The following is a 22,445-nucleotide window of genomic DNA, read 5'->3' on the forward strand; positions in this document are numbered from 1 at the left end:
AGGAACGGGGGCACGCGAGATCCACACGAGGCGCTCCTCGTCGGCAGCGTCAGAGGTGTATAAGGGACAGCAGCTGGGCTGCCCAGCGGAGACCCCGACGACCTGCGCGCGGATCCCTCCGAAGGCGGCGGCGACCCCTCGACGAGCATGGGTCGGGGCTAGCCAGACGGCGGAACAGCCTAGGCCTGGGGCTCGCCGGTTGAGCCCCTCACCACAAGTTCTGTTCCCAACTCAATCCGCTGCGGCAACTCCTCGTCGCCTTCAAGATGCCGAAGGAGTGCCCGCATGGCGGTCTCGGCCATTTGCACCACGGGCTGGCGGATGGTGGTGAGGCCGGGCTCGATCCATTCAGCAGCCGGAATGTCGTCAAAGCCGATGATCGAGAGGTCTTCGGGAATCCGCAACCCGGCCGCTCGGGCAGCCCGGTACGCACCGAGCGCCTGGGCATCGTTTCCGGTGAAGATCGCCGTGGGCCGATCGTCCAGGGAGAGCAACGCCTCCGTGCCGCGCGCACCGGACTCGGTCGAAAAGTCGCCGGGCACCATCAGCGACCGGTCTACCTCAACCCCACTGCGCCTCAGCGCAGCAACGTAACCGTCCTCGCGGGCACCGCTGCATTGGAGGTCTTCCCGCCCGCCGATCATGCCGATCCGGGAGTGACCGAGCTTCAGGAGATACTCGGTGGCCGAGAAGGCGCCGTCCCAGTTGGCGGCGCCCACCGTCATGAGGTCCGGGCCGGGCTGACCCACGGGATCGATCAGGATGACGGGGATACCCAAGGACTTGATGCGTTGGATCTGCTTGGAGTCCAGTCCGAAAACGGCAAGCAGCACTCCGTCGGACTTTCGCTCCGCGAGGTTCGCCAGCCACGGACGAATCCGGGAACCGTCCAGGGCGAGGCTGCTGACCACGGTGCCGTAGCCGGCTTCCTGGGCAACCCGCTCCACGCCTTCAATGATCTCGCAGGCCCACTCCGAACCCATGCCCGGGAACACGAGGTCTACCAGTCCGGCTTTCTTGCTCCGCTTGGCCGGCCGGCGGGCGTAGTCGCGCTTGGCGATAATCTCTTCAACCCTGGCCCGCGTGGCTGCCGCAACATGGGCATGGCCGTTGAGGACCTTGGAAACGGTGGGCACCGAAACGCCGGCTTCCCGGGCAATCTCACTGATCGTGGCCCGCCCCGAGTCCTGCTTGGTCACCATCGGTCCCCACCTTTCCAGCCGGGGATCACCCCCTGGCGATGTCAGTTTCGGAAAGTTCCCACGCTTGGATCCGGCCGCACATGCCGTAAATCCTGCGGGTTTTCCGTTCGCCCATCGTAGTCCTCGCGCCCTGCAAGTAGAAACTTTCCATGGCATCGAGAGAGTCCAGCTGCTGACCGGTGAGCTCTGCCTGCTGTTCCGCTCCCCCCGCCAAGTAATCCCGCCAGACGCCGGCCTTGCCCCGCACTAATCGCGCGGCCGCAGCATGGAAGGAGGCGAGCGCCCCGACGCCGGAAGCCTGCACAGCAGCCTTCAACTCCAGGTAACCTTCCAAAGCCAGATCGCGACGACGACGCGCCGCCGCCTCTGCTGCTGCGTCGCCGGCGTCGGCGTTCTTTGAGGGAAGGGACGCGGCCCGCGCATAGGCGTCGGCGTCCACCAGGTGCTCCGGTGGGAAGGTCATCACGGCATCGCCATTCTCCGGCAGCCCCGCATTCTGCATCACCACCAGCACCCTCAGGTCACCTGAATCATTGATGGCCCGATGCACGGTGCCGGGCGTGAACCACACCACCTTCCCGGGAGCCAACGGAGTGGAGGTGAAGCCACGGGAGTCCAACGTTTCCAAGCGGCCGGTACCTTGCTGGACCACATAGGCCTCGGTGGACGCGGTATGCAGATGCGGGGACCCGCCCGCCGCCCCATCCAGGCCCGGCCAGTCGTAGATACTGACCTCCGACACTGCCGTGGCACCGGGGAACGAATTGACCATCCTAGGTCCAGCCATTCAGTGCTGTCTTGGCGGCAGCGGCGAGCGCGGCCGACCGGTCCTCATCCAGGGCTCCATCGGCAATCACGACGGCGTAGCGGTACGTCAACGGCTCGCCCTCCTTCAGCGGGACTTCTTCGCTGAAGAACGGAGCAGATCCCAGGCACGCGAACATGGACGATCGCGCAAACCACTGGTTGGAGGCGCCCGGGTTTGCCTGGTCCTCCACGAACAGGATGCTGGACTTCCTGCAGCTCACATCATGCTGGCCCGTGAAAGCGATCCATGGTGAACGGGTACCCATGAATTCGTCGGCGCCGGCCCCTGCTTCCGAACGGAATTCGCCGCCGGTGAAGGACCGCGGCCCGCGCCAGAACAGTCCGCCGTACCCTGCATTCTCGCGGCCCTCAGTGGTGGGGCTGCCGATACTTATGGTGGTGCGCGATACGTTCTCCATGGTGGTTTGGAAGAGGATCGCCCAGGCGTTGACGGCCGGCAGGAGCTCGATGGTGAAGCTGCGCTGTTCCCTGATGAGGGGTGTCCCCTCCTGTCCGGGCTCAACGGGCTGACCTGTCCACAGCAGGGATTCGGTGGCGGAAATCGCGGAGGCGCCTTCTTCGATGGACGTGAACGCCTGGTGGTTCATGGCCCCGTTGTTGTCCAGGTTCGCGTAACCGGTGTCCCTGGTATAGGTGGCTCCACCCCAGAAGTTGTGCTCTCCAACGTTCGGCAAAGCCCAGGAAAGCCCCTTGTGCCAGACGTGGTCCCAAGGCCTGGAGATGGTGACCTCGTCGCCTTCCAGCGTGGTGAGCGGGTGGAAGTAGGGGCGGGGGCTTTCGTATTGATCGTCCTCGGGAAGGTACGTGTAGCTGGCGATGTCCTGGGCTCCCACCGTGAAGGTCAGGGTGCGACCGTCGTCGGTATAGGTGAGCGTTTCGGTCAATGTGGGCTGGGTTGTCATAAGGTTCTCCGTTCAGGTGTGGAATCAAGCCCGTGCCGCGGACGCGAGTGCAGTGGAACCCAGGGCTGTGGAGTCCAGGGCACGCGTGCCGCGTCCTTCGCCATCCATTCCCCCGTAGAAGGGGTGGCCGGGGACGATGTCTCCACGACGCACGGGTTGTCCGGTGAAAGCTGAGGCGTAAATCGCGGCAGCGAACTCCAGGGTCTGCCGCGCTGAGTCCGCGCCGGCTGGGAGCGGCTGTCCGGCGTCGAGCGCGTCATACATGGCCAAGAACTGAGCCGAATGGCCGCTGCCCCGCTCCAGGGGTTGTCCGGTCCAAGCGGCAGAGATTGCATCCTCATGTCCGGGCGCGGCGGTGATGGTCCAGTCCTTGGTGGCGTAACCGTAAAGATGGCTGAGCTCGATGGTGGCGAATTCGCAATCGACTCGGATGTCGGAGGTTTCGCGCGGCGAGAGCAGGGAGTTGATGACTGTGGCAGCGGCACCGTTTTCGAAGCGGACCAGCGCGGCGGACAGGTCTTCGGTGGACGTGGCGCGGGCTTGCCGTGAGGCGATGGCGTTGACCTCCTCCCATGGGCCGAGCAGGTGGAGGAGAAGATCGAACTGGTGGATGCCGTGGCCCATGGTTGGACCGCCGCCCTCTGCCTTCCAAGTGCCGCGCCACGGCAGGTCGAAGTATTCGTCAGGCCGGTACCAGAGGGTATCGCAGCGGGCGACGAGGGGGCGGCCAAAGTCGGTGCCCCCGATCAACGTCCGGGCTGCGGCTGAGGCGTCGCCAAACCGGTGTTGGAACACGCAGGAGAACTGTGCGCCGCCCTCGGTTTCTGCGGTGTTTAGCCGGTCAAAGTCGGCGAGGCTGAGTGCCGGTGGTTTCTCGGAGAGGACGTGGACACCAGCCTCCAGGCATTCGATCGCCTGGTCAATATGCATCATGGGCGGCGTGCAGAGGTGCACGATGTCTGGCTTCGCTTCGGCCAGCAATTCGGTGAGGCTCTGGTAGCGACCGGTGATCCCGTGCTCGTCCGCGAAGGCCTGCAGGCGCGCGTCGTCGACGTCGCAAGCGGCCACCAATTCGGCCCGGTTGTTGGTGCGGGACAGGTTGGACGCGTGAACTGCTGCAATCCCGCCTGTTCCGACGATGGCCACTTTGTAGGTCTGCATATGAGTCTCTCCGGTGAGAAGTGGGAAGTTTATGTCCGAAAGTTTCTGATTTTCGACTTGTCCATCAGATCAATCTGACGAACCGTTGTCTCAACGCTAGGGAGAATATCCTCATAAATCAACCAATATTTGCCCTAGCAAGGTAATTAAAGTTTCTGATAGTTTCTTAGAACTACCCAGATCCCAAGGAGAAGCCTGTGAGCACCGGCGCCGCCGATCAGCACGCACTTGCCCGTGTTCCAGCGTCAGACGTGGTGGAGCACCTCATCCGCGAAATGACCCTCGAAGAAAAGCTCGCCCAGTTGGCAGGTGTGTGGGTCAACGCCTCAACGGACGGCGATTCCGTGGCACCGCTGCAGAGCCAAATGGCCGGAGACACCCGCGTCTGGGACGACATCATCGCCGATGGCCTGGGGCAGATCACCCGAATGTACGGCACCGTTCCCTTGGAGCCTGCCGAGGGCGCGCGTCGGCTGGCGGCAGCCCAGGAGCAGATCATGGCCGCATCCCGCTTCGGCATTCCTGCCCAGGTGCACGAGGAATGCCTGGCTGGCTTGGCGGCTTGGAAAGCTACGGCGTTCCCTGTCCCGCTCGCATGGGGCGCCACGTTCAACCCCGCGCTGGTGCACGAGATGGCCTCCCGGATCGGCAAGAGCATGCGGTCGCTCGGCGTGCACCAGGGCCTGGCTCCGGTGCTGGACGTTGTGCGCGATCTCCGCTGGGGTCGCGTGGAGGAGACCATCGGCGAGGACCCCTATCTTGTGGGTACCGTGGCCACCGCCTACGTTCAGGGCTTGGAATCGACCGGGATCGTTTCCACCCTGAAACACTTTGTGGGCTACTCCGCTTCGCAGGCCGGCCGCAACCACGCCCCCGTATCCATGGGCCCCCGCGAGCTTGCCGACGTGATGCTGCCGCCCTTTGAAATGGCACTCCGGCACGGTGGTGCCCGGTCGGTGATGCACGCTTATACCGACGTCGACGGCGTACCCGCCGCGGCGAACCGCGCCCTTCTGACCGGGCTGCTTCGTGAGGAGTGGGGTTTCACAGGCACGGTGGTCGCCGACTACTTCGGGGTTGCGTTCCTCGACGTGACCCACGGCGTAGCCGCAGACTCAGGCGATGCCGCAGTGCTGGCGCTGTCCGCGGGCGTGGACGTGGAATTACCCACAGTGAACTGCTACGGCGCGCCGCTCCTTGCCCGCGTCCGCGAAGGTGCTCTTGATGAATCCGTCATTGATCAGGCTCTCCGACGCGTGCTCACGCAGAAAGCCCAAGTGGGGCTGCTCTCCCCCGATTTCTCCGCCGCTCCTTTGGCGTTGGCTGCCGACATCGACTTGGATACCGCCGAGGACCGTGCCCTGGCGCGTGAGATGGCAGCACAATCTCTGGTCCTGCTAAGCAACAGATCCTTTGACGGAGTTCCAGCGCTCCCATTGCCTACCACTGGTTCGGTTGGCGTAGTTGGACCGTTGGCAGATGACCCGTACGCGATGCTGGGCTGCTACTCCTTTGATGCCCACGTCGGCGCCTCGCACCCTGAGGTCCCAATGGGCATTTCCGTTCCATCGGTGTCGGAGGCAGCGGCCGGGCAATTCGGCCCCGTACTCAGCTCCGTCACCGGCAATTGCGAGTCCGCTACGGAGGAAGAAATTGCAGAGGCGTGCCACATAGCTAGCTCCGTGGACACCTGCGTAATTGTGGTGGGTGACAACGCCGGCCTGTTCGGTCGCGGCACCTCAGGCGAAGGAAACGACGCCGCCGACCTCCGTCTTCCGGGAGACCAGCACCGGATGCTGGACCGTATCCTTTCGGCGTGCGCCGAGTCCGGATCGCGCGCCGTGGTGGTGGTCCTCAGCGGCCGTCCGTATGCCCTCGGCGACTTCGTGGACCGTGCCCACGCAATCGTGCAGGGCTTTTTCCCGGGCGAAGCGGGTGGCGACGCGCTCTGGGACGTCCTGGCCGGCGTCGTAAATCCGTCCGGCAAGCTGCCCGTCTCAGTCCCACGCACCTCGGGTGGCCAGCCCGGCACCTACCTGCACTCACGGCTCGCGGGACTCACCGAAGTCAGTGCGCTGGACCCGTCGCCGCTGTTTGGGTTCGGGCATGGCTTGTCTTACACCAGCTTTGAATTGGCGGGTCACGAAAGCAGCGCACCAGCGATGTCGACGTCGGACTCGGTCACCGTCCGCTGTTCGGTCACGAACACCGGATCCCGTGATGGCGCAGAGGTTGTCCAGCTGTACCTGGAGGATCCCGTGGGCGAAGTTGTGCGCCCCGTCCGCGAGCTCATCGGCTACTCACGGGTTGAGCTGGCCGCCGGGGCTTCCGCCGAGGTGGTCTTCACGGTTCATGCCGACCGGACTTCCTTCACGGGGTTGGACCTGCAGCGCGTAGTGACGCCAGGGCTGGTGAAGCTTCACGTTTCCACCTCCAGCACCTCGGATGCCGCCACCCACGAGGTGATCCTGCATGGCCCGCGGCGCGTGGTGGGGTTCGATCGCGAGATGCTGACTCCTGTGCACGTGCGCAGCTTGGGGTAGTCAGAGCGGCTCGGTAGGCTGTGGGGGTGCTCCCCCATCCGACGGCCCGCCTGCGATTCCGGGAAATGACTGAGGCTGACCTCGACGCGATGAGTGCCATGCTCGGCGACCCCGCCGTCATGACCTTTTACCCGGCGCCGAAAACCCGCGAGGAAGCCGCTGCCTGGATCAGGTGGAACCAGGCGAACTACGCCAGCCACGGGTACGGGTTGTGGATCGTCGAAACCCCCGACGGCGGATTCGTCGGCGACTGCGGCCTGACGTGGCAGAACGTTAATGGCCGATCCGAGCTGGAGGTTGGCTACCACGTGCGCGCGGAACTGCAGGGTCGGGGTTACGCCACGGAAGCTGCCACCGCGTGCCGCGAATTTGCCCGCGATGTGGTGGGGGTCGAGCTGCTCGTGGCGATCATCCACCCACAGAATGAGGCCTCGCGCCGGGTAGCCGGGAACCTTGGGATGCGGCACCTTGAAGACTCAATGGACGGCCCGATCGTGCGGACCGTGATGGGGGTGGAGCTGGGGGCGACTTGAGACGTCACGCGAACCGAACGTCCGTGTCCGGGTCTTTCCTGGTATCCAGCATTCCGGCGATTTTGCCTTCCAGCGCAGCGACCGTCGCTTCGGGGAGGACGATCAGGCCATCGAGTTCCTTCCGGGCACGCTTGTAGGCGGTCTGCCGCTCGGCCGGGGTAGCTGCTGTGTCTTCGGCGATGCGCAACAGTTTCCTGGCTGTCGCCAGCCGCTGCCGCTCTGGGCCTGTGAAGTTGCCATCCTTGATTCGTCTGGCCTCACGCTCGGCCACATCGAAGGCCAGCTCATAGCTGTGGACGGCCGCACGGTATTCGGCGAGCCGGGCCGGCGTCGAAATCTCTTCCGGTGCTCCCGGCCGGAGTCCGTCGGCTTCCTTCTTGGCCCGCAGGAAGGCCACCGTGAGGGGTTCACGTACGTCGGTCATGAGGGGGAAATCGATCAAGTTCCCGACGTCGAGCTCGTAGTCGAGCCATCTGTGGTTCACGGATTCGTGGGCGGCCATCAGCGAAACGACTTCAGCCTGGTTTGCTTCTTCGTGCACAGCGAGCTGGTTGCGCAGCTTCAACAGCTCAACCTTTCGGCGGTGGCGCTCCTCGCTGGCTTTGGACCACGACCTCGCCCACCCACCAGCCATACCGCCGATGGGAAAGATGAGCCACCAGTAACTGCCAAGGAAGTCGAAGAGGGGTTCCACTGCTCCATCCTCCCACCGCCGCTAACCACCCCTCAACAACTGGGATTCAAGGAGCGACACCCCTAGGCGCGCTTACTGCGCCAAGGACTCATCTAGCATTAGACCATCTTGTCCTAACGCAATTTATGCGTTAGTCCACCTTGCCCACCGGATAGGCTCCTTCCGACCATCATCACCCTTATGGAAGGACTTACAGTGCCGATTTCGAATGACCACAACGACGTGGCATCCACCGCCGGCTTGAACGTTGTAGTGGCCGGATCCACCAGTGCGGCCGGCCAGGCCGTCGTGGCCGCGCTTCTTGCAGCGGGAGCCCGCGTAGCCGCCGTCGACCTTGACGCCACCCGCTTGGAGGAACTCGCCAAGAACCACGACGGCGTCGTCCCCTACACCTGCAACCTGGCGAACCTTGAGTCGGTGGAGAAGCTCGCGGCATCGGTCCGGAGCGATCTCGGTCCAGTGGATGGCCTTATCCACCTCGTGGGCGGTTGGCGTGGTGGCGACGGAATCACTGGCCAAAAGGATGAGGACTGGGACGTCCTCCACACCAGCATCATGACCACGCTCCGGAACACTTCGCGGGCTTTCTACCCGGATCTGGAAGCATCACCGAAGGGCCGCCTGGCCATCGTTTCCGCAACGGCCGCAGCCAGCCCCACCGCGGGCGGCGCGGGGTACTCGGCCATCAAGGCCGCTTCCGAAGCATGGGTCCTGGGAGTTGCGGACGGCTTCAATGCGGCCCAGGCCGGCCACAAGACAGAGCCCAAGGAACAGACATCGGCTGCTGTGGTTTTCGTCGTAAAGGCCCTGCTGGACGACGCCATGAAGGAAGCTGCACCGCACCGCAAGTTCCCCGGCTACACCCACGTCAACGAACTTGCCGAGCACATTGCCGCGCTGTTCGACGCACCGGCTTCCCACCTGAACGGCGCCCGTCAGCACCTTAGCTAGGTTCCGCCGTCGTACCGTGTCGCTAGCATGTCCGTATGGACCAGCGACTGCATTTCATAACGTTTGCCACGCCTGATCTTGACCGGGCCCGTGCCTTCTACCAGGACGGGCTCGGTTGGGAGCCGCTCATGGACGTGCCCGGCGAAATCATCTTCTTCCAGGTCGCACCCGGCCAAGTGCTGGGGCTTTTCGACGCCGAAAAGTTCGACCAGGACCTCTCCGACGGCAAGACGACTGGCGGTGTCAGCGGCGTGACGCTCTCCCACAACGTTGGCAGCGCCGGGGAGGTTTCCAGCACCATCGACGCACTTTTGACCGCTGGCGCCACCCTGGTAAAACCAGCGCAGGAAGGCGCTTTCGGCGGGATTTTCCACGGCCACGTCAAGGATCCCAACGGCATTGTCTGGGAAATTGCGCATAACCCCGGCTGGCGGATCGACGATGAGGGGACGGTGGTGTTCGGATGAGCGTCTTCCCTCCGACGTTCGCTGACGACGTCATCAACCAAGACCTCCGGACGCAGTTCGAGACGTTCCTGGACGAGCACCGCCGCGCCTTGAACTCCAGCCTCGACGGTCTCACCGAGGAACAAGCACGACGGCGGCTGGTCCCGTCGCGCACGACGCTTCTGGGTTTGTTGAAACACGCCACTTTCGTGGAAAAGGTGTGGTTCGACGAAGCTATCACCTGCAGGCCCCGGACCGAAATTGGGATCCCGGCCACGCCTGACGAGTCGTTCATGCTGGAAGAAGGCGACACGATTGCCAGCATTCGGGCAGCCCACTCGGAGGCCTGCGAGGCCTCAAGGAAGGCGGCAGCCGAACTGGGCCTCGATGACCTTCTCATGGGCAACCGCCGCGGGCCGCTCCCCCTCCGCTGGGTGTACTTGCACATGCTGCGGGAACTGGCTCAGCATTGCGGGCATGCTGACATCCTGCGGGAACAGATCAGGGCCAGCTCGAACTAACCCATCTGGCATACCAAATACGATTGCCCAGATTCAATCTAGCTTCATTTCCTTGCCATTCGGTTTTATCGATGTCATTCTGGAATACCAAACAGCCTACCGCCGCCCCGGTAGCGATTCGGCCAATTTCCACCCAGGAGTACAACGATGTGCCTTCACGACCACACCTCAGCCCCCAAACCCCAAGGTGAGTTGCCCCGCCGGGGCATCCTCGCAGGAGCCGCCGCGCTGGCCGGGATCTCCGTGGCGGGCATCGCCGCGCAAATGGTCTCTGCTCCCCCAGCATTGGCGGACAACCCCAACGCGGGTACCAACTACCCCGGGAAACCCCTCACTGTCCAAGCGGTGATCATTGAGGGCGGAACAGTGGTGGACCCCAAGACCGGTGACGCTGTGGCCGACGGGGTTGTGGTGCTCGATGGCGGAAAGGTGGCCGCCGTCGGAAGCCGGGACGCCACGCGGAAGGCCGTCGCCGCCGTCGTGAAGCGCGCCCGCGTTTTGAATGCTTCCGGCCGCTGGGTTCTTCCGGGTCTCGTGGACGCCCACGTCCACGCCAACGCACTGCCCGATGCCCGTTTGCTGCTCAATGGTGGAGCGACCAGCGTCCGGAGCGGATCGAGCACGTTCTATCAGGACATTGCCATGGCCGCCGTGCCGTCGTGGGCTCCGGGCGTGACTCCGCGAATGACCCCGGCGGGCCTGTTCATCTCACCCGATCAGGGAGACTCCCTCCTTGCCGATCCGGACTTGGCCCCGCTGGCCATGCTCAAGGACGGCGTGAAGGAGACGCAGGACCTCGCATACCTCACCCGCATCAACCTCAAGAGGGGTGCCGAGGTGATCAAGACGCGTGCAAACCCCCGGGCAGGCATCCCTGAGCAGGACCCCCGCGAGCTGGTCTACAACGTCGATCAAATCGGGGCAATCGTTAAGGCAGCCAAGGGGGCTGGCGTTTTGTGCCACGCGTACAGTGCGGAGGGCATCGACGGGGCCGTCCGGGCGGGCGTTCGCAGCATTGAACATGGCGTGTTCATGTCCGAGGAGACCATCCACGAGATGGCACGCCGCGGCACCTACTTCACACCCACCATGGATGCCATCACAAGCATGGCCACGTCTTCCAACCCGATCCTGGCGGCACGCGGGAAGGAATACACGCCAATCCTGCAAACCGCCGTCCGGGGAGCGAAAGACGCAGGAGTCACGATTATCGCCGGCACCGACTCCTTCGGTACCGACGTCACCCCCATCGGAACCGAGGTGCGTTTGCTCGCCGAAGCGGGCCTGACTCCGCTTGAGGCGCTGCAGGCAGCCACAACCAACGCGGCACGTTTGCTTGGCCAGGGCGACAGCGTGGGACGTCTGCTACGCGGCTCCCTGGCCGACGTCGTCATTGTCGACGCCGACCCGCTCACCGACGGTTCCGCCCTGGAAAAGGTGAGCACCGTGATCGCGCAGGGTGCCGTTGTCCGAACCAACCTCTAGTTGGCCCCATTGGGCATCGCGGCCACGGTGAACTTGTCTTCAACCGTGGCCAGCAAAGGCCGGGAGTTCAGACATACGAGGTACAGCACCGGTCCTGCGATAAACAGGACCAACCAAACCGTCGTCAGCCCCAGAACGAAGGCACTGACGAAGAGGATCCCAGCGGTGCCCAACGACACCCTCTTTTGCGCACCCACCGTGTACACGGAGAGGCGGTAGATATCCCGTGTGCGGAACGAGAAGCGGGAAAGGAGAAGCATCGCGTTCATGGCTGCGGTGCAGACCAGGAGTGCGAGCCCCACCAGACCGATTCGAGCGGCGACCTGCGCGCCGGAACCCAACGAACCAGCATCCAAGGAGCCCGGCAGGACGCTCAGGTTGAATGCGATGGCACCGAGGAACAGCATGTAGGGAAGCGACACCAGCAGCGCCTGCTTGAAGTTCAGGCGGTACGAGGTCAGGAAATCGCGGAACACTCCACGATCAGCACCTGCGAGAAGGCGATTGAAGGCATAGCAGGAAGCCACAACGGAGGGCCCAACCAGGACAAACCCAAGCAACGCCACGGGCCCGAGTACGCCGATCAACAGCGGCATGAGAACCACCAGCACGTTGGCGAGCACCAGAAGGGCATCGCCCATCATGACGCCGTACACATTGCCGGCGGCTCTGAACAATGATCCCGATCCGAATTCCGGCTTCCTGCCTGCCATCAGGAACTACTTCTTGTCCGCGTACGCCTTGTACGCCTTGTTTGCCAGCTCGACGTATTTGCTTTGGCCCTTACTGTCGAGCTCCTTGACGTAGGCATCGAACTCGCCAAGGGGTCGCTGGCCGGTCACAAACTTCAGCGCGTTCTGCTTTACATGGTCCTTGAGCGGCGTGAGCGCCAAGGTTGCCTGCTCCCGGTCAGTGTCGCTGAACGGCACGGGCGGAGCCACAGGCCGCGGAGTTTTGGACTTCATGGCCTCCTGGAAGGCCAACTCCTCTTCGTTGAACGTGGACTGCAGCAGGTCTGTGGTGCCTCCATAAGCAAAGTTGCCGCCCGAGAACCCATAGTCCACCCGGAGATCCTTGGTTCCGGAGGGGTTGAGGCCCTGGAAGTTGATGTCGGCCGCGAGTTTGCGCTTGCCGCCTTCCTTGGTGAAAGTGGTTCCCTCTACGCCCCACTTGCTGAATTCCTGGCCGGCGTCACTGTAGAACAGCCAGTCGATGTACTGGATCAGCGCGACGAAGGAATCTTTGTCCTTGACGGAAGAATTCAGCATGATCCCGTTCTCCAGTCGGGTGCCTCCGATGATGTCACCGGCGGGGCCGCCCGGCACCGTGATTTTGCCGATTTCAAAGTTGCCCTTGCCCAGGGACTGCTCCATGGATGTGCGGTACGTAATGACATTTTGCGAGTTGGCGCTGATGACGAACGACTTGCCGGATACGAACTTCTGGATGGCTGCATCGTCCGTTTGCGTGAAGCTCTCTGGATCCATGAGCCCTTCCGACACCAAGGAATTGAAGTACGTGACCAGATCCTTGAACTTGTCCGAGCCGGCGGCGAACCCGAACTCTTTCTTGTCCTTGTCGAACAACAAACCGTCCACGAGGCCCCAACCGGCCACCGTGCCGAAAGCGACGCCCGCGATGTTCAGCACGCTGTCCCCCTTGAATCGATCGGAGAAGGGAACGACGTCGGGATAAGCCTTCTTCAGCGACCGCAAGACATCGCGGAACTCGTCCCAGGTTGTGGGCTCGGAAAGGCCTTCTTTCTTCAGCACGTCCTTCCGGAAGCACAGGGAGTAGTCGGGCCAGAGTTCCTCATGCAGGCCCGGAAGGACGTAGTACTTGCCGTCTTCCTGCGTGAGGGCCTCGATCTCGGGCTCAAGCTTCCACTTTTTGATCTTGTCCTGGTAGTGCGGCATCAAGTCCACGTAGTCGCTGACGGGAAGCACTGCACCAGCCGAGACAAACGCCGACTCCTGTCCCGGATAGGTCTTGGCGATGATCTCGGGCGCACTGCCGGAGCTGATGAGGAGGCTGCGCTTTTGTTCGTAGTCGCTGTTGGGAACAATGGTGGGTTCCAGCGTCACGTTGTTGTCACTGGCCATCTTGGTGAACAGCAGCCAGTCCTTCTTGTACGGGTAGGTGGGCTGGTCGGAGAAGAGGAAACTGAACGTCAATGGCACCGTCGCCTTGAACGTGTCACCTACCTTGAAACCCTCCATCGCACCATTGCGGGACTTGGAGGTGTCCACTTTGTCCTTGCTGTCCGCGTCGCAGCTGGTCATCATCAGCCCGATGGTGACAACGGATGCGAGGCCCAGAAAGTCTCTTCTGCGAAACTCTCGTTTGGTGATCATTGGATTTCCTTTCATGAGGGTTATTCCTTGACGGAACCGAGCATCACGCCCGAGAAGAAGTACTTCTGGACGAAGGGATAGACGCAAAGGATGGGAAGGACGGTGAGCACGATTGTCACCGACTGAATGTTTGCCGCGATTTGGCCCACGTTTTCCGCGGTGCCGCCGGCCGATCCGGCTGTGGTGACTCCAGCGATCATGTTGCGCAGATAGATGGTCACCGGGAAGAGATCAGGATTATCGAGGTAAAGGAATGCCTGGAACCAGGAGTTCCAGTTGGCCACCGCGTAGAACAGCACCATGGTGGCCACAATCGCCTTGCTCAGCGGGAGTACTACGCGGAAGAGGATTCCATACTGCGTGAGCCCGTCAATCGAGGCTGCTTCCTCCAGCTCCCTGGGCATGTTTTCGAAGAAGGACTTCATGATGAGCAGGTTGAACACGCTGATGGCATTCGGCAGAACCACGGCCCATATCGTGTCCCGCATTCCCAACGAGCTGATGAGAACGTAGTTGGGGATGAGTCCACCGTTGAAGAACATGGTGAAGACGGCCAGGCCAATGAAAACGCTGCGACCCTTGAGTTCCTTCTTTGCGATGGCATAGGCAAAGGACGTGGTCAACACCATCGAGATGGCCGTAGCCACCACCGTGTACAGCAGCGTATTTCCGTAGTTGGTCCAGAATGCCGAGTCCGCCAGGATCACCTTGTAGGTTTCAGTGTTGAAGCCCATCGGGAACAGGTTCACCTGCCCGGCGTTGATGAACCCTTCGCTGGAGAACGATTGGGCAATGATGTTCAGGAACGGATACATCGTCAGGAACACCACCAGCAACAGGAACACAAGGTTGAAGACCCGGAAGATCCGCATTCCGCGGGAGATCTTCATGTCCTTCAGCAGGACTCCGCGATCGGCTATTGAAGACTTGTTCACCACAGGCTCGTTCCTGCGAGGCGCTTTGAAACCGCGTTCGCTGAGAGGATCAGTGTGAGGCCAATGACGGATTCGAACATTCCGATGGCGGCCGCGTAGCTGAAGTTGCTGGATTCCAGGCCCACCCGGTACAGGTAGGTGGAGATGACATCAGATGTTGCAAAATTGAGCGGGTTGTAGATCAGCAGGATCTTTTCGAAACCCACGGCCATGAACGTGCCGATGTTCAGGATGAGCAGGGTAATGATGGTGGGCCTGATAGCCGGCAACGTCACATGCCAGGTCTGCTGCCAGCGGTTCGCCCCATCGATCCGCGCCGCCTCGTACAGTGATTCGTCCACCCGGGTCAGCGCGGCGAGGTAGAGGATCGCTCCCCACCCCATGGTCTGCCACACCTCGGAACTGATGTACATGGGACGGAACCAGCCTGGATCCTGCGTGAAGTTCACGGTATGACCAAACAGCGACTCAGCGATCTGGTTCACTGTGCCCGTCATGGAGAAGTTCTGCAGGATCATGCCGGCGATAATCACCACTGACATGAAGTGCGGCAGGTAGGCCACGGTCTGCACGAACTTCTTGAATTTCTGCGACCTCAGCTCGTTGAGCATCAGGGCAAAAATGATCGGCATCGGGAAGCAGAAGACCAGCGTCAGCACGCCCAGGATGATGGTGTTTTGAAAGGCTTGCCAGAAACTCGGATCGTTGATGAACAGCGTGACGTATTTGAGGCCGACCCACTTCTCACCGAAGATGCTGCCGCCGGGCTGGAACTGACGGAAGGCAATGACGTTACCCACCATCGGCAGGTACCTGAAGATCAGGAGATACAACAGCGGCAGCACCAAAAGCGTGTACAAACGCCAATCGCGTTTGATGGCTACCCTCCAGCTTCCGTGCTTGTCGCGCCGCTTTTTCGGGTTACCGGGCTTCTCCCCCGGCACTACCTTCGGGGTGGAGTCCAAACTCAGTGCCATGGACCTGCTCCTTCTTCGATAACCAGGACTCCGTTCGCGGGGACCTCTACCGGCCCTTGAACTGGACGCCCGCTGATCCGGTCGATGCCGCCGTCGAGGACATCCACCTGGACGGGCGCGTCGTTGTGGTTGAGGACCAGAAGGAAGTTCAGTCCGTTGCCGGAACGACGCCGGACCTGGACTCCGGCTGGCGCGTCCAATACCGGCTCCACTCCGGCCGAGAGGAGTTCGTCATCGAGCAGTTGTTGGAAAAGGCGGTCATCAACCCGGGCAGACAGGTAGAGTGCGGTTCCCTGCCCGAACGGGTTGCGCGTCACAGCCGGCGATCCGGAGAGCCGGCCGGAGGAGTAGCTCGCCACGACATGCGCTGTTTCGGCGTGCAGATGCTCCGTCCAATAATCCGCAGAGTAAGTGCCCCCGTCGGCAGTGGTTAGCTTTACTTGCTCGCCGTCTTGGGCCAGCGGATGCATCTCTTCGCTCCAGGCGCCCAGGACATTTCTCAGCGCCCCCGGGTAGCCGCCCAAGCGGATGGTGTTGTTCTCATCCACAATGCCCGACAAGTAGGAGACGATAAGCCGTCCGCCTTTGGTGACGTAGTTTTCGAACTTTTTGGCGGCCGCATCGGTGAGGAGGTACGACGCCGGCAATATCACCAAGCCGTACGGGGAAAGGTCGCTGTGGGCATTGACGAAATCCACGGTCACGTTCGCCTGGAACAGCGGCCGGTAGAAGCGCAGCACTTCCTGCGCGTAGTTCAGGTCCGAGCGCGGCGAGTTCCCCAATTCCAGTGACCACCAGCAATCCCAGTCGAAGACGATGGCCACTTTGGCCGTGGACCGGGTGCCCGTCAGTCCGTTGAGCGACTTCAACTCCTGTCCAAGCTCACTGACTTCGCGGAAGATCCGGGTGTTGGGGCCGGCGTGGTTCACCATCGCCGAGTGGTAGCGCTCCGTGCCGCCCTTGGCTTGACGCCACTGGAAGAAGAGGATGGCGTCTGCGCCTTGGGCGATGGCCTGGTAGGACCCGAGCCTCATCTTGCCCGGAAGCTTGGAGACGTTGATGGACCACTGGCTCACCGCCCCGGTGGCCTGCTCCATGACCATCCACGGCTGTCCTTGGCGGAGGGAGCGCATAAGGTCAAAATTCGCCGCGGCAGCGATATGCGCATCCTCTTCGCGGGGGTCCGGATAGATATCCAGGGCCGCGGCGTCTTCCTCTGCCGCCCATGCCCAGTAGTCGTTGGTTTTGTAGAAGCGCATGAAGTTGGTGACGATCGGCAAGTCCGGGCTGTGGCGCCGAAGGATGTCACGTTCGGCCTTGAAGTGCTCCAGCATGCTGTCCGAGGTGAAGCGGTGGAAATCCAGGCGGCGCGACGGGTTGGACCACGTTCGGGGCTGGGCTGGGACCCGGACCTGGTTCCAGTCCGAGTAGATCTGGCCCCAGACGGAGGTGCTCCACGCTTCATTGAGCTCGTCGAGCGAGGAGTACTTCCGTTGCAGCCATCCCCGGAAGGCCTTTTCAGCCCAAGGCCCGTAGGACACTGGACCGTACTCGTTGCCCACATGCCACATGCACAGCGCAGGATGGTTGGCGTAGCGCTCCCCCATCCTCTCGGCCAGGGCCAGCGATTTGGCCGTGTACACGGGGTGCGAAACGTCGAAGTGCTGGCGTGACCCAAAGCCGAAAATGCTGCCGTCAGGACGCTCCGGCATGATGTCCGGATACTGCTCCACTAGCCACGCCGGCGGTACGGCATCAGGTGTAGCCAGGTCCACGCCTATGCCGTGCTGGTGCATCAGGTCCATGACCGTGTCCAGCCATTCAAAGTCGAAGACGCCGTCGCTCGTCTCCAGACGGCTCCAGGAAAACACAGCCAGCGTCACCAGGTTCACCCCGGCTTGCTGCATGAGCTTGGCATCTTCAAGCCAAACCTCGCGGGGCCATTGCTCGGGGTTGTAATCGCCGCCGTAGGCAACGCCGCCTAATCGTTGGTGCAATTGATGCAGCCGCACCTCGGCAGTCCGCAGGTCCTCAGGGTGGATGGTCATCATTGTCCTTCACTCGAGCTTCGCCGCCCCGATATACAGTGCGACACACATCACAGAGAGAAACTATCGTAAAGTTTCAGCAATAACAACAGTCTGATATCGGAAACTCGGGAGTAACTTATGGGCCTAATAGTCAGGCTCGGACACGGTTTTTGACGTCCAGTGCGAGGGAAATGCTTGAGAAACTGGGGAATCGGTCCGCACTGTTTCTCATAGTTTCGATAATTGTTCGGAAACTTTCGGAGCTGATTGCGGGATCAACGACGTCGCGGGAAGCCGGCGATCCACCCCGCAAAGAACCAGCGACGTCGGCCACGTTCCGGCGATCTCGCGGAAACCGCAAGAAAACCGTTGACACGTGACCAAATAGTCACCTATTCTTTTCCCATGGATGCCGTGTTCAAGGCCTTGGCAGACCCCACCCGCAGGGAACTACTGGACGAGTTGTTCCGTCAGGACGGCCAGTCGGCCACCGCCCTCGGAGCCCGGTTCGAGATGACCCGTTTTGGCATCGCAAAGCACCTCAAACTGTTGGAAGATGCCGGATTGGTGGTCGTCCGCCGTCGGGGGCGTGAAAAGCTGCACTTCCTGAACCCGGTCCCGATCCGCCTCATCCACGACCGCTGGGTGAGCAAATACGCAGAACCATGGGCCGCTGCCCTCAGCGACCTCAAATCCAGATTGGAAAGTCCCATGGAAAAGATCTTCGAGATTTACATCAAGACCACTCCGGAAAAGCTCTGGGAAGCCATCACCGACAGTGAAATCCGCAGCCAGTACCAGTTCGGAAACACGCTGACCTCGGACTGGACACCGGGAAGCCGCTTCGAAATGCGCAATCCGAAGGCAGATGCGCCTTTGGGCGAGGGCGAGAACATCGAGGTTGATCCTCCCCGCAGGCTCGTCCAGACCATGACGGCGTTGTGGGGCGAGGACGTCAAGGCTGAAGGGACATCGCGGATCACCTGGGAGATCGAACCCGTGGGAGATTCCTGCCACCTCACCGTCACGCACGACCAGCTCCGCGAAGGCGCCAACGACCAGCTCTACGGCGGCTGGCCCATGATTCTCTCCGGCCTGAAAACCTGGCTCGAGACCGGTGAGAAACTCACCACGCCGGGCTCGCTCATGTACGCATAAACGCCTTAAACGAGGACGACGACGGCGGGCCGCTGCCGCCGTCGTCGTCGATGCCTCAGTTTCCCGCCAGTCAGGCGACGGGCGCTGCTGCCTCTTCCTCGGTCAGCCAGGCCGCCTGCAAAGTACCGAGCAGGTGGGGAGCGAAATCCTCGCCGATTTCCAGCACAACACGGCACCGTGCGCCACGCTGTTCCGGGAATCCGGCGTACTGCCCGCGGAGATCGCACACGGTTTGGCCGCGGCCCGGGCCGTCCGTGGTGTCCACCTGGACGCGGACGGTGGGCGCAACAGTAAGTTCCACTCCCCTGACGGCGATCGCCGCGGCAAGGGGGTCGTGCATCGCAGAGCACGCCCGGCCGAAGATATCGACGTAGAAACCGAAGTAGTAGCCCAGCATTTCACCAAGCGCCTGTGAGACAGGGTGCTCGGTTGCCAGCAGTTCCTGGCGGTGGTTTTCCTCCAGGACATTGGTCATGGTGACATCCAGCGGCACCAGGGTCACGTTCCAGTCCGCGGCCAGGACCTCGGCGGCAGCCTCGGGATCATTGGCGATGTTCGCCTCGGCAACGGCTGTGATGTTGCCCGGCGCCAGCGCTGCGCCGCCCATGATGGTGACCTCGGCAATCAGCTGTGGCAGCGCAGGCTCCAGCCGCAGGGCCTGGGCGATGTTGGTCAGCGGACCGATGGCCACCAGGCGCAGCTCGCCCGCGTACTGGTGGGCCAACCGGACAAGGAGTTCGGCCGCGCTGGCCTCCACGGGCTCATGGTCGGAGGGAGCCAGGTCCACCCCACCAATCCCGTTATCGCCATGGACATGCGGAGCACCGCCATGGAAAGTGCCGACCTGTGGATCGTGGGCGCCAACAGCGACGGGGATGTCCGGATGCCCGGCCAGCTTCAACAGGTCCAGGGTGTTTTTCGCACCCCCGGCCGCACTCACATTCCCGCTCACCGTTCCGATTCCCACGAGCTCCGCGCCAGGGGATGCCAACAGGTAGGCAAGGGCCAGGGCGTCGTCGATTCCGGTATCGCAGTCAAGGAAGAAGGGGGCAGGCTGTGTCATGGTCTCTCGTTTCAGGTGTGTCTTGGTGAGTTAGGCGCAGAGCCGGCGGACCGGCGTCGTGCGTTAGATCTTTTCGCCCTTGGGTGCGGCGATGAACAGGCTGACGATGAAGGCAACGGCAGTGATGGACACGGAAATCCAGAGCGCCGCCGAGTACCCGGCTGCGGTGCCCTGCCCGGCGAACGGCGCAACAACCACGACGCCGAGACTCGCCCCGATGCCAAAGGAGGCTCCGTTGATGCCCGGCAACGCGGCGGGTGCTTCCTTGGGCGAGAGCAGCACGGACAGGCCGTTGATGGCGGTAAGGAAGAATCCGTTGTAGAAGATGCCCAGTGCGGCAATGGCGATCAGGACCGCGATCTGGTTATCGGCAAACAGGGCCGCCACGATTGCACACACGAGGCTGGTGGCGGTACCAACGCGGACTGTCTTGATCCAACCGCGGCGGTCGGCGATCCAGCCGGCAAGCGGGGCGGCAAACACACCGATCAACGCGGCAGGGGTGAGGAAGAGCAGGGCCGCGACCGAGGCAGGCAGACCGAAGCCATTCTCCTTGTCCTGGCTGATAAGCACCACTGTGAAGTTGATGATGGCGAAGATTCCGGCGAGGGTCAGGACGGTGGTGGCGATGACCGGCCACACCTGGCGGGAACGGAGATGGTGCACGGCTACCAAAGGAGTTTCGCGCTTCTTTTCGATGAGCCAGAAAGCAGTGAAGGAAGCGATGCTGCCTGCGAGCAGCCCCAGGGCGGACGGTGAGGTCCAGCCAGCGGACGAACCCGTGGAGACGAAGTAGGTGATGAAGACCAGGAACACGGACAGCGAACCCGCTCCCCACCAGTCCATACGGCCCGGCGCGACGGCGGACTTACCGCCCGGCACCACTTTGATGACGCAGACCACGGCGATCGCGGCCAGGACCAGGATTGCGACGAAGATCGACTGGAATCCCAAAGTCTCGGCCATGAGTCCGCCGAAGTAGCCATCCACACCGCCAACGCCACCGTTGATGGCTGCGATGATGCCGATCGAAGTTCCGAAAAGCCGGGCAGGCAGGTATTCGTTCAGGACGATGTAGGACAAGGCGAAGATGGCGCTGGAGACACCCTGCATGAAACGGCCGGCGACCAGCAGCGGCAAGGTGGGGGCGAAAATGCACAGCACAGTTCCGGCGCCCATGATCGCCAGCACCAGAAGCAGCGCGTTTCGGCGGCCGATGAAGTCGCTCCAACGGCCGATCACAGGTCCTGAGATGGCACCGGCCAGGAAGAACATGGACTGGACCTGGGCGACGGCTTCCGGGGTTTCGCCGAAGAAGGAGCCGATGTGTGGGAGCGCGGGGGTGATCATGCTGGCGTTGAGCTGGAAAGCCAGCACAGCCAGCACCAGCGTTGAGATGAGCAGTGCCGCAGCTTTGCCGTGGATCCGGCCTTCATCCGTTGCTGCAGGGGACTGCGCTGAGGCTGCCGACTGCGGGTCTACCGTCTGCTGGCCTGTGGTGTTGGGGATGTTCACATCAAACTCCTTTGTCCGAGGGCGCGGGGCGGCGCCACGAGATGTGAGTTGTTATACAAGCATGTATTACGAGCTTGTGCAACCTGTCACAGTCATCCGGTACAGTGTCGGTAACCCATTCCAAGTGAGGCACCCTTGACCGACAACGCCGTCCAGTTCCTGTCCCGGCCCATCAACACCCAGCCCGGGCAGCCCCTTCGCGTCGCCGCATACTCCCGTATCGCCGAAGCGATCCGCACCAAGATCCTGCCGCCCGGATCACTGCTCCCTACAGAGACCGAACTGGGCAACATGATGGACGTCAGCCGCACCGTGATCCGGGAAGCGCTGATGTTGCTGGAAGAAGACGGACTCACCCGTGCCCGCCGTGGAGTTGGACGGTTCGTGGCGGATTCACTGCCCCGCATCGGCATCGAACACATCCGCCCGTTCGACCAATTGCTCGGCGGCCCCGACCAGGACATCCAGGTCAAACGCGTGGCCGCCATCAAGCAGCCCGCGTCCGAGTTCGTGGCCCCAGGTATCGGCGTGGAACCTGGCAAGGACGTGTGGTTCTGGGAGAGCGTTCTCATCCGGGACGGAGAGCCGGTGGCGCATCTTCAGGAAAATGTTGCCCAAGACATCCCCGAGGCCCCAGCACTGACAGAAGCCGCCGAGGCACCCACGCTTTCCGCATCAACCCTCCTCGAGGTCCTCGGCGAACTCCCGGGCTTGTCCCTGGGGCCGGGCGAATGCGAAATCAGCCTGAGCACCGCCGGCCCCAGCCGCGCAAAGCTGCTCGGCCTGCGCCCGTCCGATCCCGTGCTGGTCCTCACCCAGTACGTCCGCCGCAAAGGCGCACCCTTCTACCTGGCCAAATGCCTCGTGGCAGCCAAGGCCGGTCACCTCTCCGTCATCCAGTCCTCCTGAAGTTCGCCCTGAACTGACCCACCACTAAGGATTTCCCATGAGCACCCCCGTTCACCCTGCTGCGCCCATTTCCCCTTCCACCCTCACGGTGGTGGGCAGCATCAACCTCGACATCACGGCCACCGCAAGTCGCCTCCCCTCCCCTGGTGAAACCGTTGGCGGCGCCGTCCTCCGCCAGCAGCCCGGCGGCAAGGGCGCCAACCAGGCAGTCGCCGCGGCCCGGCTCGCGGGCCGTTCC

At 62.5% G+C, this 22,445-nt stretch carries 21 protein-coding genes; 9 read left to right on the forward strand and 12 right to left on the reverse strand.

Going from position 1 to position 22,445, the window contains the following annotated elements:
* Positions 1-179: 179 nt before the first annotated feature.
* Genes PJL15_RS21565 through PJL15_RS21580 form a run of 4 tightly spaced genes read right to left on the reverse strand, consistent with a single transcriptional unit; the run spans position 180 to position 4,093 of the window.
* Positions 180-1,202, reverse strand: a complete 1,023-nt coding sequence (locus PJL15_RS21565; RefSeq protein WP_281453174.1) for a LacI family DNA-binding transcriptional regulator — start codon at positions 1,200-1,202, stop codon at positions 180-182.
* Positions 1,203-1,227: 25 nt separating this feature from the next.
* Entirely contained in the window at positions 1,228-1,974 is a 747-nt protein-coding gene (locus tag PJL15_RS21570) for a cupin domain-containing protein (protein WP_281453193.1), read from the reverse strand.
* A gap of 1 nt (position 1,975) precedes the next feature.
* A complete protein-coding gene (locus tag PJL15_RS21575) occupies positions 1,976-2,932 on the reverse strand; it encodes a PmoA family protein (RefSeq protein ID WP_281453175.1) in 957 nt (318 codons plus the stop codon).
* 24 nt (positions 2,933-2,956) lie between these two features.
* Positions 2,957-4,093 (reverse strand): Gfo/Idh/MocA family protein, encoded by a 1,137-nt coding sequence (locus PJL15_RS21580; RefSeq protein WP_281453176.1) that lies wholly within the window; start codon positions 4,091-4,093, stop codon positions 2,957-2,959.
* 197 nt (positions 4,094-4,290) lie between these two features.
* On the opposite strand from PJL15_RS21580, the gene PJL15_RS21585 reads away from it, so the two are divergent.
* Entirely contained in the window at positions 4,291-6,636 is a 2,346-nt protein-coding gene (locus tag PJL15_RS21585) for a glycoside hydrolase family 3 N-terminal domain-containing protein (protein ID WP_281453177.1), read from the forward strand.
* 26 nt (positions 6,637-6,662) lie between these two features.
* The gene (locus PJL15_RS21590; protein ID WP_281453178.1) at positions 6,663-7,169 is read left to right on the forward strand and encodes a GNAT family N-acetyltransferase; all 507 of its coding nucleotides are present in this window, start codon (positions 6,663-6,665) and stop codon (positions 7,167-7,169) included.
* Positions 7,170-7,173: 4 nt separating this feature from the next.
* On the opposite strand, the gene PJL15_RS21595 is transcribed toward PJL15_RS21590, so the two are convergent.
* On the reverse strand, positions 7,174-7,863 hold the full coding sequence (locus PJL15_RS21595; RefSeq protein ID WP_281453179.1) for a hypothetical protein: 690 nt from the start codon (positions 7,861-7,863) through the stop codon (positions 7,174-7,176).
* Between the two features lie 180 nt (positions 7,864-8,043).
* Here PJL15_RS21595 and PJL15_RS21600 point away from each other — a divergent pair, with 180 nt between their 5' ends.
* The 4 genes from PJL15_RS21600 (at position 8,044) to PJL15_RS21615 (ending at position 11,266) form a co-directional block, all read left to right on the forward strand.
* Positions 8,044-8,814: an SDR family NAD(P)-dependent oxidoreductase gene (locus PJL15_RS21600; RefSeq protein WP_432443848.1), complete on the forward strand. Its 771-nt coding sequence runs from the start codon at positions 8,044-8,046 to the stop codon at positions 8,812-8,814.
* A gap of 35 nt (positions 8,815-8,849) precedes the next feature.
* Positions 8,850-9,281 carry a VOC family protein gene (locus PJL15_RS21605; protein ID WP_281453181.1) on the forward strand — a complete coding sequence of 144 codons (432 nt, stop codon included), beginning with the start codon at positions 8,850-8,852 and terminating at the stop codon, positions 9,279-9,281.
* Positions 9,278-9,781, forward strand: coding sequence for a DinB family protein (locus PJL15_RS21610; protein ID WP_281453182.1), 504 nt, complete (start codon positions 9,278-9,280; stop codon positions 9,779-9,781). Before PJL15_RS21605 ends, PJL15_RS21610 begins: the two co-directional genes overlap by 4 nt.
* A 147-nt stretch (positions 9,782-9,928) precedes the next feature.
* Entirely contained in the window at positions 9,929-11,266 is a 1,338-nt protein-coding gene (locus PJL15_RS21615) for an amidohydrolase family protein (RefSeq protein WP_281453183.1), read from the forward strand.
* Here PJL15_RS21615 and PJL15_RS21620 read toward each other — a convergent pair.
* The 5 genes from PJL15_RS21620 to PJL15_RS21640 are packed head-to-tail and all read right to left on the reverse strand — an operon-like array spanning position 11,263 to position 17,583.
* Entirely contained in the window at positions 11,263-11,979 is a 717-nt protein-coding gene (locus tag PJL15_RS21620; protein WP_281453184.1) for a YesL family protein, read from the reverse strand. The genes PJL15_RS21615 and PJL15_RS21620 overlap by 4 nt on opposite strands.
* 6 nt (positions 11,980-11,985) lie before the next feature.
* The gene (locus PJL15_RS21625) at positions 11,986-13,635 is read right to left on the reverse strand and encodes an extracellular solute-binding protein (RefSeq protein WP_432443849.1); all 1,650 of its coding nucleotides are present in this window, start codon (positions 13,633-13,635) and stop codon (positions 11,986-11,988) included.
* A gap of 5 nt (positions 13,636-13,640) precedes the next feature.
* Positions 13,641-14,510, reverse strand: a complete 870-nt coding sequence (locus tag PJL15_RS21630; RefSeq protein ID WP_281453194.1) for a carbohydrate ABC transporter permease — start codon at positions 14,508-14,510, stop codon at positions 13,641-13,643.
* Between the two features lie 41 nt (positions 14,511-14,551).
* Complete coding sequence (locus PJL15_RS21635; RefSeq protein ID WP_281453186.1) at positions 14,552-15,532, reverse strand: ABC transporter permease; 981 nt, start codon at positions 15,530-15,532, stop codon at positions 14,552-14,554.
* A complete protein-coding gene (locus PJL15_RS21640) occupies positions 15,523-17,583 on the reverse strand; it encodes a beta-galactosidase (RefSeq protein WP_281453187.1) in 2,061 nt (686 codons plus the stop codon). Before PJL15_RS21640 ends, PJL15_RS21635 begins: the two co-directional genes overlap by 10 nt.
* A gap of 384 nt (positions 17,584-17,967) precedes the next feature.
* Here PJL15_RS21640 and PJL15_RS21645 point away from each other — a divergent pair, with 384 nt between their 5' ends.
* Entirely contained in the window at positions 17,968-18,720 is a 753-nt protein-coding gene (locus PJL15_RS21645) for an ArsR/SmtB family transcription factor (RefSeq protein WP_281453188.1), read from the forward strand.
* A 70-nt stretch (positions 18,721-18,790) separates the two neighbouring features.
* On the opposite strand, the gene PJL15_RS21650 is transcribed toward PJL15_RS21645, so the two are convergent.
* Positions 18,791-19,783 carry a nucleoside hydrolase gene (locus PJL15_RS21650; RefSeq protein WP_281453189.1) on the reverse strand — a complete coding sequence of 331 codons (993 nt, stop codon included), beginning with the start codon at positions 19,781-19,783 and terminating at the stop codon, positions 18,791-18,793.
* Between the two features lie 63 nt (positions 19,784-19,846).
* On the reverse strand, positions 19,847-21,298 hold the full coding sequence (locus PJL15_RS21655; RefSeq protein ID WP_281453190.1) for an MFS transporter: 1,452 nt from the start codon (positions 21,296-21,298) through the stop codon (positions 19,847-19,849).
* Positions 21,299-21,433: 135 nt separating this feature from the next.
* Here PJL15_RS21655 and PJL15_RS21660 point away from each other — a divergent pair, with 135 nt between their 5' ends.
* Together PJL15_RS21660 and PJL15_RS21665 are read left to right on the forward strand one after the other, a co-directional pair.
* On the forward strand, positions 21,434-22,207 hold the full coding sequence (locus PJL15_RS21660; RefSeq protein ID WP_281453191.1) for a GntR family transcriptional regulator: 774 nt from the start codon (positions 21,434-21,436) through the stop codon (positions 22,205-22,207).
* A 37-nt stretch (positions 22,208-22,244) separates the two neighbouring features.
* On the forward strand, positions 22,245-22,445 hold a 201-nt coding region (locus tag PJL15_RS21665), incomplete at its 3' end, for a PfkB family carbohydrate kinase (RefSeq protein WP_281453192.1).

The organism is Paenarthrobacter nitroguajacolicus (assembly GCF_029952445.1).
In the GTDB taxonomy this organism is placed as follows: Bacteria; Actinomycetota; Actinomycetes; order Actinomycetales; family Micrococcaceae; genus Arthrobacter; species Arthrobacter nitroguajacolicus_B.